The 11,989-nt window shown below is 74.6% G+C and carries 11 protein-coding genes; all 11 read right to left on the bottom strand.

Going from position 1 to position 11,989, the window contains the following annotated elements; translation table 11 throughout:
* Nucleotides 1-453: 453 nt before the first annotated feature.
* The 11 genes from tyrS to argC all read right to left on the bottom strand — a co-directional run bounded on the left by tyrS (nucleotide 454) and on the right by argC (nucleotide 11,978).
* A complete protein-coding gene (gene tyrS / locus ACFU9A_RS11315; protein ID WP_430575312.1) occupies nucleotides 454-1,713 on the bottom strand; it encodes a tyrosine--tRNA ligase in 1,260 nt (419 codons plus the stop codon).
* Between the two features lie 64 nt (nucleotides 1,714-1,777).
* Entirely contained in the window at nucleotides 1,778-2,461 is a 684-nt protein-coding gene (locus tag ACFU9A_RS11310; protein ID WP_430575311.1) for a DNA-3-methyladenine glycosylase, read from the bottom strand.
* A 2-nt stretch (nucleotides 2,462-2,463) separates the two neighbouring features.
* On the bottom strand, nucleotides 2,464-3,087 hold the full coding sequence (locus ACFU9A_RS11305; protein ID WP_430575310.1) for a uridine kinase: 624 nt from the start codon (nucleotides 3,085-3,087) through the stop codon (nucleotides 2,464-2,466).
* A gap of 123 nt (nucleotides 3,088-3,210) precedes the next feature.
* Complete coding sequence (gene argH, locus ACFU9A_RS11300) at nucleotides 3,211-4,629, bottom strand: argininosuccinate lyase (protein WP_430575309.1); 1,419 nt, start codon at nucleotides 4,627-4,629, stop codon at nucleotides 3,211-3,213.
* Between the two features lie 40 nt (nucleotides 4,630-4,669).
* Nucleotides 4,670-5,899, bottom strand: a complete 1,230-nt coding sequence (locus tag ACFU9A_RS11295; RefSeq protein WP_430575308.1) for an argininosuccinate synthase — start codon at nucleotides 5,897-5,899, stop codon at nucleotides 4,670-4,672.
* 96 nt (nucleotides 5,900-5,995) lie between these two features.
* A complete protein-coding gene (locus ACFU9A_RS11290) occupies nucleotides 5,996-6,544 on the bottom strand; it encodes an arginine repressor (RefSeq protein ID WP_430575307.1) in 549 nt (182 codons plus the stop codon).
* A complete protein-coding gene (argF, locus tag ACFU9A_RS11285; RefSeq protein ID WP_430575306.1) occupies nucleotides 6,541-7,473 on the bottom strand; it encodes an ornithine carbamoyltransferase in 933 nt (310 codons plus the stop codon). Before argF ends, ACFU9A_RS11290 begins: the two co-directional genes overlap by 4 nt.
* A complete protein-coding gene (locus ACFU9A_RS11280) occupies nucleotides 7,473-8,762 on the bottom strand; it encodes an acetylornithine transaminase (protein WP_430575305.1) in 1,290 nt (429 codons plus the stop codon). The genes argF and ACFU9A_RS11280 overlap by 1 nt, the downstream gene beginning before the upstream one ends.
* Nucleotides 8,759-9,706, bottom strand: a complete 948-nt coding sequence (gene argB, locus ACFU9A_RS11275; RefSeq protein ID WP_430575304.1) for an acetylglutamate kinase — start codon at nucleotides 9,704-9,706, stop codon at nucleotides 8,759-8,761. Before argB ends, ACFU9A_RS11280 begins: the two co-directional genes overlap by 4 nt.
* Nucleotides 9,703-10,893: a bifunctional glutamate N-acetyltransferase/amino-acid acetyltransferase ArgJ gene (gene argJ / locus ACFU9A_RS11270; protein WP_430575303.1), complete on the bottom strand. Its 1,191-nt coding sequence runs from the start codon at nucleotides 10,891-10,893 to the stop codon at nucleotides 9,703-9,705. The genes argB and argJ overlap by 4 nt, the downstream gene beginning before the upstream one ends.
* Nucleotides 10,890-11,978 (bottom strand): N-acetyl-gamma-glutamyl-phosphate reductase, encoded by a 1,089-nt coding sequence (gene argC, locus ACFU9A_RS11265; protein ID WP_430575302.1) that lies wholly within the window; start codon nucleotides 11,976-11,978, stop codon nucleotides 10,890-10,892. The genes argJ and argC overlap by 4 nt, the downstream gene beginning before the upstream one ends.
* Between the last annotated feature and the right edge of the window lie 11 nt (nucleotides 11,979-11,989).

Here is an 11,989-nt window from a genome sequence, read left to right as displayed (position 1 = left end):
TGACTATCAAACACACTGTTGAGTTCTCAAACAACCGACGCACACCCACAAGACCAGAACCCTTCGATTCCGACCCCGCCGGGGCAACCCCTCAACCTTACTCGGTTCGTCCTGCCCCGTCAACTTCCGGCCGAAGCCTTGAAGTGCTGGTTCGAACGACCCGTTCCCGAACGAGGGCGCACTCGGCGTCCTCGTGAAGAAGGATTCGGGTTGTCCGCCCCGGGCCGGCCACCGGTACCCAGCCTCTCGGCTGTCTCCTCGGTGTCCGTTCTCCCTGTCGGGCGAACGACCAGAACATTACACACAGTTCCGGGGAGGTGCCAAATCGCGCTCTGACCTGCACGAATGTCCGCGGTGCGACCGTGCGGGGCGACCAGCGGAACGACCGAGGGCCCGGACAGGAGCACGTGCGCTCCCCTCCGGGCCCCGGTCACGGCGCTCCGCGCCGGCCCGTCACTCCGCCACGGCCACCGCGAGGGTCCGCTTGCCCCGACGCAGCACCGCGTACCGGCCGTGCAGCAGGTCCTCGGGTGCGAGCGCGGCGTCCTCGGACGCGACCTTCGCGTTGTTCACGTAGGCGCCGCCCTCACCGATGGCCCGGCGCGCGGCTGCCTTCGACGCGACGAGGCCCGACCCGACGAGCGCGTCGACCACGAGGTCGCCCGCCTTCGCCGTCGTCCGCGGCAGCTCGGCCACCGCGGCGCCGAGCGTGCCGGCGTCCAGGCCCCGGAGCTCTCCGCGGCCGAAGAGCGCCTGGCTCGCCGAGATCACCGCGTCGGTGGCGCCCTGCCCGTGCACGAGCGTCGTGAGGTCGCCGGCCAGGGTGCGCTGCGCCTCGCGGGCGAAGGGCCGCTCGGCCACCTCTCCCTCGAGCGCCTCGATCTCCTCGCGCGAGCGGAAGGTGAACACCTTGAGGTACTTGACGACGTCCGCGTCCGCCGTGTTGAGCCAGAACTGGTAGAAGGCGTACGGGCTCGTCAGCTCCGGGTCGAGCCACACGGCCCCGCCCTCGGACTTGCCCATCTTGGTGCCGTCCGCCTTGGTGATGAGCGGCGAGGTGAGGGCGTGCACGGACGCGCCGTGCGCCTTGCGGATCAGCTCGACGCCGGACAGCAGGTTGCCCCACTGGTCGTTGCCGCCGAGCTGCAGGGTGCAGCCGTCCCGCTCGTACAGCTCCCGGTAGTCCATGCCCTGCAGCACCTGGTAGCTGAACTCGGTGAAGCTGATGCCCTCGTCCGAGCGCAGGCGCCGCGCCACGATGTCCTTGGACAGCATGGTGCCCACGCGGAAGTGCTTGCCGACGTCGCGCAGGAAGTCGATCGCCGACATCGAGCCGGTCCAGTCGAGGTTGTTCACCATCCGGGCCGCGGCCGGGCCCTCGAAGTCGAGGAACGGCTCGATCTGCGCGCGGATGCGGTCCACCCAGCCGGCCACGACGTCGCGCGACTGCATCGAGCGCTCCGTGGTGGGTCGCGGGTCGCCGATCAGCCCCGTGGCGCCGCCCACCAGCGCGAGGGGCCGGTGCCCCGCGAGCTGCAGGCGGCGCATGTTCAGCAGCTGGACCATGTGCCCGACGTGCAGGCTCTGCGCCGTCGGGTCGAAGCCCGCGTAATAGGTGACGGGGCCCTCGGCCAGCGCAGAACGCAGCGCGGCCTCGTCGGTGGACTGCGCCACCAGGCCTCGCCAGTGCAGCTCGTCGAGAACGTCGGTCACCGTGTGCTCCTCGGGAAAAGGGGGTCGCGACCCGGCCGGGTCGCCCTCCTAGTGTGCCCGACCGCTACCGCGACCGGCGCCGCGGTCCCGCGGCGCGGTACGGCGAGACCGTGGGCTCGCCGGCCAGCCAGACCCGCCACGGGAACAGGTCCGCGCGGCCCCCGTCGCCGCTCACGCCCACCCGCGGACCGGCGGCGACCTCGGCGTCACCCCGGTCGGCCGTCACGGGCACGCGCAGGACGAGGTCGCCCGCGGGGTCGGTCAGGTCCCGCCCGTCGTCGTCGCGCGTGACCGCGAGCGCCACCGTGAGTCGCGCCGGGCCGCGGGCCAGGTCCAGGTCCGCACGGGTCACGCCCGCGGCCGCGCGACGCTCGCGCGCCAGGTCCGCGCCCTCGACCACCTCGCCGGCCCGCAGCAGCACGGCCGACGCCTCGCCCGGCGGGCTGCACACGACGTTCATGCAGTGGTGCAGCCCCAGGTGCCGGTACACGTAGACCCGCCCGGCCTCGCCGAACATCGTGCGGTTGCGCGCCGTCTCCCCGCGGAACGCGTGCGAGCCCGGGTCGGCCGGGCCCGCGTACGCCTCGACCTCGGTGATCCGCAGGGTGACGGCGCCGTCGGAGGTGCGGCGGGTGAGGAGCGCGCCGAGCAGGTCCCGCGCCACGACGTGCACGTCGCGCTCGAACCACGCGCGGTCCCGCACGACGGCGGCCCCGGGCGCGGGGGCGACGTCCCGCTCGCCCCGCACGGTCAGATCCCGTGCGCGGGCCACGTGACCCGCCCCCAGCCGTCCAGGCGCACGTCCGCCCGGCGCGCGGTCCGGTGCGCCGCGTAGAGCGCGTTCTCGGCCGCCATCCAGGCCTTCCAGTGCCCGCGCGCGTCCTCGCCGTCGCGCGCCAGGCCGCGCGTGAGCCGGAGCGCGTCGTCGGTCTCGACCCAGACCAGCAGGGCGCAGAGGTCGTCGACCCGCGGGTCGCCGGCGCCGCAGCCCTCCACGACGAGGTACTCGGCGCGGGGGACGTCGTGCCACTCGGCGTACCGACCGGTGCCCCAGTCGTAGCGCTCGTAGCGACCGTCCTCGCCGCGGGCGAGCGGCGCGAGGACCTGCTCGTGCAGCCGCTCGACGCCCGCGGCCAGCCCCGACCAGCCGTCGTAGAGGTCGTCCATGTGGACCACCTGCGCGGGCAGCGCCTCCGCGAGCTGGGCGGCCAGCGTGGACTTGCCCGAGCCCGCCGGGCCGTCCACGACCACGAGCCGCGTCCCGCCGGCCGGCCGGTCGGCCGCCGTCCCGTCCGGGCCCGCCGCCGGCAGCCGCGGCGCTGCCGCGCGCACGCGCGCCACCAGGCGGTCCAGCACTCCCTGGGGCACGGTCACGCCCGCTCCCCCTTCGCCGGGTCCGTCGTCGTCACGTCGGCCATTCTGCCTGCCGGCGGTCGCCGCGGACGCCGACGGCCGCGCCCCCCGTGGGGAGGCGCGGCCGTCGCCGTGCGGTGTGGCTCAGCCCTCCGCCCAGGAGCGGAACTCCGCGGAGCGGCCCGCGGCCTCCTCGAGCTGCTCGGCGACGCGCACCGGGGCCGTGCCGCCGACGCCGTCGCGCGACGCCACCGAGCCCTCGACGCTCAGCACGTCGCGCACACCCGGCGTCAGGTGCTCCGAGATCGCCGCGAGGTCGGCGTCCGACAGGTCCCACAGCTCGATGCCGCGCTCCTCGCAGACGCGCACGCAGGCGCCCGCGACCTCGTGCGCGACGCGGAACGGCACCCCCGAGCGGACCAGCCACTCGGCGACGTCCGTGGCCAGCGAGAAGCCCTGCGGCGCGAGCTCGGCCATCCGGTCGGTGTCGAACGTCAGGGTGCGCACCATGCCGGCGAACGCGGGCAGCAGCACCGTGAGCGTCGCGACCTGGTCGAACACCGGCTCCTTGTCCTCCTGGAGGTCCCGGTTGTACGCCAGCGGCAGGCCCTTGAGCGTGGTGAGCAGGCCGGTGAGGTCGCCGACGAGTCGCCCCGCCTTGCCGCGGGCGAGCTCGGCGATGTCCGGGTTCTTCTTCTGCGGCATGATGCTCGACCCCGTCGACCACGAGTCGTCCAGCCGCACGAAGCCGAACTCCTTCGTGTTCCAGAGGATGATCTCCTCGCTCAGCCGCGACAGGTCGATGCCGACCATCGCCGCGACGAACGCGAACTCCGCCACGACGTCGCGCGCCGCGGTGCCGTCGATGGAGTTCTCCACCGGGCCGTCGAAGCCGAGCTCGGCCGCCACCGCGGCCGGGTCCAGCCCGAGCGACGAGCCCGCGAGCGCCCCCGAGCCGTACGGCGAGCGCGCCGCGCGCACGTCCCAGTCGAGGATGCGGTCGACGTCGCGCAGCAGGGGCCACGCGTGCGCGAGGAGCTGGTGCGCCACGAGGACCGGCTGGGCGTGCTGCAGGTGGGTGCGCCCGGGCATGACGGCGTCGCCCGCCGCCTGCGCCTGCCCGACGAGCGCGTCCACGACGTCGAGCACCTGGCCCACGACCGTCTTCGCCTGGTCGCGCAGGTAGAGCCGCACGAGCGTGGCGATCTGGTCGTTGCGCGACCGGCCGGCGCGCAGCTTGCCGCCGAGCTCGGGGCCGGCGCGCTCGATGAGGCCGCGTTCCAGGGCCGTGTGCACGTCCTCGTCGCCGAGCACGGGCAGGAACGCCCCGGACTGGACGTCGGCGAGCAGGACGTCCAGCGCCTCGAGCATGCCCGCCAGCTCGTCGTCGGTGAGCAGGCCCGCGGCGTGCAGCACGCGGGCGTGCGCCCGCGACCCGCGGATGTCGTACGGGGCGAGCACCCAGTCGAAGTGCGTGGACTGCGACAGCGCCTGCAGCTCCGGCGACGGGCCGCCGGCGAACCGGCCGCCCCACAGGGACACGTTGTCGGACTGCCGGCTCACGGTCCCGTCGGGACCGCCGGGCGTGACCTCGGACCCCACGTCAGAACTCCCCGGTGCCGAAGTCCACGCCGTTGCCGAACTTCTCGTCGCGGGCCGCGGCCTGCTTGGCGGCGAGGCCGTAGATCTCGATGAAGCCCCGGGCGTGCGACTGGTCGAACGAGTCGCCCTCGTCGTACGTGGCGAGGTTGAAGTCGTACAGGCTCGACTCCGAGCGGCGGCCCGTGACGGTGGCCCGGCCGCCGTGCAGCACCATGCGGATCTCGCCGGAGACGTACTTCTGGGTCTCGTCGACGAAGGTGTCGAGGTTCTTCTTCAGCGGGGAGAACCACATGCCGTCGTAGACCAGCTCGGACCAGCGCTGCTCGACCTGGCGCTTGAAGCGGGCCTGCTCGCGCTCGAGCGTGACGTTCTCCAGCTCCTGGTGCGCGGCGATGAGCGCGATGGCGCCGGGCGCCTCGTAGATCTCGCGGGACTTGATGCCCACCAGGCGGTCCTCGACGATGTCGATGCGGCCCACGCCCTGCGCGCCGGCGCGGCGGTTCATCTCCTGGATGGCCTGCAGCGGCGTCACGGCCACGCCGTCCAGCGCGACGGGCACGCCCTGGTCGAAGGTGATGACGACCTCGTCGGCGACCGGCGGGAACGTCGGGTCGTCGGTGTAGGAGTAGACGTCCTTGGTGGGCTCGTTCCAGATGTCCTCGAGGAAGCCGGTCTCCACGGCGCGGCCCCACACGTTCTGGTCGATCGAGAACGGGTTCTTCTTCGTGGTCGCGATCGGCAGGTCGTGACGCTCGGCGTAGTCGATGGCCTTCTCGCGGGTCAGGGCGAGGTCGCGCACCGGGGCGATGGACTTCAGGTCGGGGGCGAGCGAGGTCGTCGCGACCTCGAAGCGGACCTGGTCGTTGCCCTTGCCGGTGCAGCCGTGCGCGACCGTCGTCGCGCCGAACTGGCGGGCGGCGCGCACGAGGTGCTTGACGATCACCGGGCGGGAGATCGCCGAGACCAGCGGGTAGCGGTCCAGGTACATCCCGTTCGCCTTGAGCGCGGGCATGCAGTACTCCGCCGCGAACTCGTCGCGGGCGTCCGCGACGTACGCCTCGACGGCGCCGCAGTCGAGGGCGCGCTTGCGGATGACGTTCATGTCCTCGCCGCCCTGGCCGACGTCGACGGCCACGGCCACGACCTCGGCCCCGGTGGCCTCGGCGATCCAGCCGATGGCCACGGAGGTGTCCAGGCCGCCCGAGTAGGCGAGCACGACGCGATCAGTCATCACAGTTCTCTTTCTGGCGTGGGGTCAGGTCAAGTCTGGCAGGGGTCTCCCCGCGGGCACGAGCCCCCGGGGGCGTGGGTTCAGGGCACGGTGGGCTCAAGGCCCGGTGAGCTCGAGGAAGCGGCGTGCGACCTCGTCGCCGCCGAGGGGGTCGCGGGCGATCACGAGGATCGTGTCGTCGCCGGCGATGGAGCCGAGGACGCCCGGGAACACGGAGTGGTCGATCGCCGACGCCAGGTAGTTCGCGGCGCCGGGCGGGGTGCGCAGCACCACGAGGTTCCCGGACGCCTCCGCCGACACGAGCAGGTCGTTGCACAGCCGGGCGAGCCGCGCGGCGACGTAGCCGACCTCGCTCTCCCCCTCGCCGGCCGCCTGGACGCTGCGGTCGCCGCCCTCGCCGGGCACCGCGTAGACGAGCGAGCCCGCCGCGTTGCGCACCTTCTCGGCGCGCAGCTCGATGAGGTCGCGCGACAGCGTGCCCTGGGTGACGCTGACGCCCGCGTCGGCGAGCTCGCGGGCCAGCTCGGCCTGCGAGTGGATCGGCGTGCGGCGCACGATCTCGACGATCCGCGCGTGGCGCGCGGCCTTCGTCGCCGGCCCCGTGGCGACCTGGCCCGACGACGAGGCGCCGTCCGGGGCGCTCACCGGTGCTCCAGCAGCCAGGTCAGCAGCGCCTTCTGCGCGTGCAGGCGGTTCTCCGCCTCGTCCCACACGACCGACGCGGGCCCGTCGATCACCGACGCGGCGACCTCCTTGCCGCGGTAGGCGGGCAGGCAGTGCAGGAAGATCGCGTCGTCGGCCGCGCCGGCCATGAGGGCGTCGTCGACGCCGTACCCGGCGAGGTCGGCGAGCCGGTCGGCCGCCTCCTCCTCGTCGCCCATCGACACCCAGGTGTCCGCGGCGACGACGTCGGCCCCGGCCACCGCGGCGCGCACGTCGGTGGTCACGGTGACGGAGCCGCCCGTCGTGGCAGCGATCTCGCGGGCGCGGGCGACGACGTCCTCGGGCGGGAGGTAGCCCTCGGGGCCGGCGACGGCGACGTGCAGGCCGGCGGTGACGCCGCCGAGCAGGTAGGACGCCGCCATGTTGTTCGCGGCGTCGCCGACGTAGGCGAGGCGCTGGCCGGCGAGCGCACCGATCCCGCCCCGGTGCTGCGCGACCGTGAGCAGGTCGGCCAGGATCTGGCACGGGTGGAAGCCGTCCGTGAGGGCGTTCACCACCGGCACCCGGGACACGGCCGCCATCTCCTCGATGCGGTCCTGCCCGAAGGTGCGCCACACGATGGCGGACACCTGGCGGTCCAGCACCCGGGTGACGTCCGCGACCGACTCCCGCACGCCCACCTGGGCGAGGCGGCCGTCGACGATCACGGGGAACCCGCCCAGCTCCGCGACGCCCGTGGAGAAGGACACCTGGGTGCGCAGCGTCGGCTTGTCGAAGAGGACGGCGACGCCCTGCGGCCCGGCCAGCGGGGCGCGCACGAACCGGTCCTCGCGGAACGCCATGCCGAGCTCGAGCACCTCCCGCTGCTCCTCGGGGGTGAGGTCGTCGTCACGCAGGAAGTGGCGGGGCATCAGTGCTCGCTCTCGGAGGTGTCGGGGACGGTGACGGCCGCGAAGAAGCCGGCGGCGTCGCGCGCCTGGTCGGCGGTCAGGACGAGCGGCGGGGCGAGGCGGATCGCGTCGGGTGCGACGGCGTTCACGACGAACCCGGCCTCGAGCGCCGCGGCGGCGACCTCGGCCGCGACGGGCCGGGTGAGCTGCACCGCGAGCAGGAGGCCGCGGCCCCGCACGCCCGCGACGAGCGGGTTGCCGGCGGCCTCGATCCCGGTGCGCAGGAGGTCGCCCACGCGGCGGACGTTCTCCAGCAGCCCGTCGCGCTCGATCACGCCCAGCGTCGCGAGGCCCGCGGCCGCCGCGACGGGGTTCCCGCCGAACGTGGTGCCGTGCTGCCCGCGGCCCAGCAGGGTCGCCGCGTTCTCGCCGAAGGCGATCGCCGCGCCGACCGGGAAGCCGCCGCCGAGCCCCTTGGCCACGGTGACGACGTCGGGCACGACGCCGCCGCCGACCTCGGGCTGCTGGAACGCGAACCACGAGCCGGTGCGGCCGACGCCGGTCTGCACCTCGTCGAGCACGAGCAGCGCGCCCGCCTCGGTGGTGAGGCGGCGGGCGTGCGCCAGGTAGCCCGGGGGCAGGGCCCGGACGCCGGCCTCGCCCTGGAGCGGCTCGAGGACGAGGGCCGCGACGCCGCCGCGCTCCGCGACCGCGGCCGGGGAGAACGCCTCCTCGAGCGCGGCCGTGTCGCCGAAGGGGACGTGCTCGACGCCGCCGGGCAGCGGCTCGAACGGCTCGCGGTACGCGGCCTTCGCCGTGAGCGCGAGCGCGCCCATCGACCGTCCGTGGAAGCCGCCCTCGAGGGCGAGGACCCGCGTGCGGGACCCGTCCTCGCCGCGGTTGCGGCGCGCCATCTTGAACGCCGCCTCGACGGCCTCGGTGCCCGAGTTGGTGAAGAACACCCGCGAGCCGGCCGGGGCGCCCGCGAGGTGCAGCAGCCGCTCGGCCAGCCCGATCTGCGTGGGCGTGGCGAAGAAGTTCGACACGTGTCCGAGCGTGCCCAGCTGCGCGCTGATCGCCGCCGTGAGGGTGGGGTGCGCGTGGCCGAGGGCGTTGACCGCGATCCCGGCGAGCAGGTCGAGGTACCGGCGGCCGTCCGCGTCCCACACGTACGCGCCCTCGCCGCGCACCAGCACGCGCTGCGGCGGGCCGAAGGTGTCCATCACGGCGTGGGTGTAGCGCTCGGTCCAGGCGGCGTTCGAGGCGTCGGCGAGCGCGCCGCCGCTCACGGCCTGCAGGGTGTCGCTCACGCGGAGGCCTCCTTGCTCGGGGTGGTTCCGGACTGGTCGGCCGACGTGCGCGCAGGGACGACCATCGTGCCGTTGCCGCGGGTGGTGAAGACCTCCAGCAGCACGGAGTGCGGCTGGCGCCCGTCGATCACCGTGGCACGCGGCACGCCGCCCTGCACGGCCCGCAGGCACGCCTCCATCTTGGGCACCATGCCTGCGGTCAGGCTCGGCAGCAGCGTCGCGAGGTCGGGCGCCGAGATCTCCTCGACGAGCGAGTCCTTGTCGGGCCACGAGGTGTACAGGCCCTCGACGTCGGTGAGCACGATGAGCTTCGTGGCGCCGAGCGCGACCGCGAGCGCCGCGGCGGCCGTGTCGGCGTTCACGTTGAGCACCTGGGTCGGGTCGTCCACGTCGGGGGCCACCGTCGAGACGACGGGGATGCGGCCGGCGTCCAGCAGGTCCTGGACGGCGGACGGGTGCACCTGCACGACGTCTCCCACCAGGCCGACGTCGACCGGCTCGCCGTCGACGACCGCGTGCCGGCGCACCGCGCCGAACAGGCCGCCGTCCTCGCCGGAGAGCCCGACGGCGTGCGGGCCGTGCGCGTTGATGAGGCCCACGAGCTCGCGCGACACCTGGCCGGTGAGCACCATGCGCACCACGTCCATCGCCTCGGGCGTGGTGACGCGCAGCCCGCCGCGGAACTCGCTGTGGATGTCGAGCCGCTCCAGCATCGCGTTGATCTGCGGGCCCCCGCCGTGCACGACGACCGGGCGCAGCCCCACCTGGCGCAGGAAGACCATGTCCTGCGCGAACGCGGCCTTGAGCCCGTCGTCGATCATCGCGTTGCCGCCGTACTTGACGACGACCAGCGCGCCGGCGAACTCCTGCAGCCACGGCAGCGCCTCGACGAGCACCTCCGCCTTCTGCTCGGGCGCGAGCCCGTTCACGACGTCGCTGCTCATGAGCTGTACGCGCTGTTCTCGTGCACGTAGTCGTGCGTGAGGTCGTTGGTCCACACGGTGGCGGACGCGCCCCCGGCGTGCAGGTCGACCACGACGGTGACCTCGCGGGACGCCGCGAGGTCGACGAGCTCGCGCGGCTCCCCCACCCCCTGGGCCCGGCACACCTGCACGCCGTTGACCGTGACGTCGAGCGCCAGCGGGTCGAAGGGCGCGACGTCCTCGGGCACGGTGCCGACGGCGGACACGATGCGGCCCCAGTTCGGGTCGTTGCCGAAGATCGCCGCCTTGAAGAGGTTGGAGCGCGTGACGGCCCGGGCGACGAGGACGGCCGCCTCCTCGGTGGTGGCGCCGGTGACGGTGACCGCGACGTCGTGGCTGGCGCCCTCGGCGTCCGCGACGAGCTGGCGCGCGAGCGAGGCCGTCACCTCGGTGACCGCGGCCGTCAGGTCCTCGAGCCCCACCTCGACGCCCGACGCGCCGCTGGCCAGCAGGATCACGGTGTCGTTCGTCGACATGCAGCCGTCCGAGTCCACCCGGTCGAACGTCGCGGCCGTGGCGGCACGGAGCGCGGCGTCGGCCACGGCGGCGTCGACCACGGCGTCGGACGTGACCACCGAGAGCATCGTCGCGAGGCCCGGCGCGAGCATGCCCGCGCCCTTCGCCATCCCGCCGACGCTCCAGCCGTCGCGCTGCGCGAGGGCCTGCTTGGAGACGGTGTCGGTGGTGCGGATCGCGTCCGCGGCGGCGTCGCCGCCGTCGCCCCCGAGCGCGGCCGCCGCGGCGTCGACGCCCCCGAGCAGGGCGTCCATGTCGAGGCGCAGGCCGATGAGGCCGGTGCTGCACACGAGCACGTCGCCGGCGCCGACCTCGTCCTCGGGCGTCGCGGCGCCCGCGGACAGCGCGGCGGCCACGTGCTCCGCCGTGCGGTGGGTGTCGCCGAAGCCCTCGGGGCCGGTGCACGCGTTGGCGCCGCCGGAGTTGAGGACGACCGCGCGCGCGGCGCCGTCGCTCACCGCCTGGCGCGTCCAGACGACGGGCGCGGCCTGCACGCGGTTGGTCGTGAGCACCGCCGCTGCCGTACGTCGCGGGCCGTCGTTGACGACGAGCGCGACGTCGCGCCCGCCCGACGCCTTGAGGCCGGCGGCGACGCCGGCGGCCCGGAACCCGGCCGGTGCGGTGATGCTCATGGAGCGACTCCTTCGGTGACGAGGCCGGCCGTCTCCGGCAGGCCGAGGGCAAGATTCATGGCCTGGACCGCCTGGCCGGCGGTGCCCTTGACCAGGTTGTCGATGGCGGTGACGGTCACCACCCGCCCGGCGGCCGCGTCGAGCGCGACCTGCACGAGGGCGGTGTTCGCGCCGAGCGTGGCGGCCGTCGTGGGCCACTGCCCCTCGGGCAGCAGCTCGACGAACGGCTCGTCGGCGTAGGCGTCGGCCCAGGCCGCGCGCACGTCGGCGGCGGTGGCGCCCTCGTGGCCGGGCGCGAGCCGGGCCGTGACGGTGGCGAGGATGCCGCGCGACATGGGCACGAGGGTGGGCGTGAAGCTGATCGTCACGGCCGGGGCGCCGGCGGTGCGCAGGTTCTGCGTGATCTCGGGGATGTGCCGGTGCGTGCCGCCCACCGCGTAGGGCGCGGCGGAGCCGAGGCCCTCGGCCGCGAGCAGGTGGGGCTTGAGCGACCTGCCCGCCCCCGAGTAGCCGTTGGCGAGCACGGCGACGACGTCGGCCGGGCTGACCAGCCCCGTCGCGACCCCGGGCTGGAGGCCGAGGGTGACGGCGGTGACGTTGCAGCCGGGCACCGCGATCCGGCGGGCGCCGGCGAGGTGGTCGCGCTGGGCGCCGGTGACGTGGCCCGCGCCGTCCGCGTGGAGCAGCTCCGGCAGGCCGTAGGGCCAGGTGCCCGCGTGCGGGGAGCCGTAGAACTGCTCCCAGTCGGCGGCCGAGGCGAGCCGGTGGTCGGCGCCGAGGTCGAGCACGAGGACGTCGTCCGGCAGCTGCGCGGCGATCTCGCCCGAGGCCCCGTGCGGGAGTCCGAGGACGACGACGTCGTGGCCCGCGAGCGCCTCGGGCGTGGTCGGCTCCAGGACGCGGTCGGCGAGCGAGCGCAGGTGCGGCTGCAGCGCGCCCAGGGCTGCGCCGGCGTTCGAGTGGGCCGTGAGCGCTCCGACCTCCAGCGCGGGGTGACGCGCCGCGAGGCGCAGGAACTCGCCCCCGGCGTACCCGGAGGCACCGGCGACGGCGACACGGAACGTGCGCGACTCAGTGCTGACCATATGCAGCACTA

It is taken from the genome of Isoptericola sp. NPDC057653 (genome assembly GCF_042799955.1).
Taxonomy (GTDB): Bacteria; Actinomycetota; Actinomycetes; order Actinomycetales; family Cellulomonadaceae; genus Isoptericola.
The sequence above is the reverse complement of the archived record's forward strand: the minus strand, read 5'-3'. Positions and strand labels throughout refer to the sequence as shown.

Coding starts and splice junctions, on each gene's coding strand:
- ACFU9A_RS11295 (WP_430575308.1), bottom strand. CDS start 5,899: ATGACTGATCGCGTCGTGCTCGCCTACTCGGGCGGCCTGGACACCTCC.
- argF (WP_430575306.1), bottom strand. CDS start 7,473: ATGCCCCGCCACTTCCTGCGTGACGACGACCTCACCCCCGAGGAGCAG.
- argB (WP_430575304.1), bottom strand. CDS start 9,706: ATGAGCAGCGACGTCGTGAACGGGCTCGCGCCCGAGCAGAAGGCGGAG.
- argJ (WP_430575303.1), bottom strand. CDS start 10,893: ATGAGCATCACCGCACCGGCCGGGTTCCGGGCCGCCGGCGTCGCCGCC.
- argC (WP_430575302.1), bottom strand. CDS start 11,978: ATGGTCAGCACTGAGTCGCGCACGTTCCGTGTCGCCGTCGCCGGTGCC.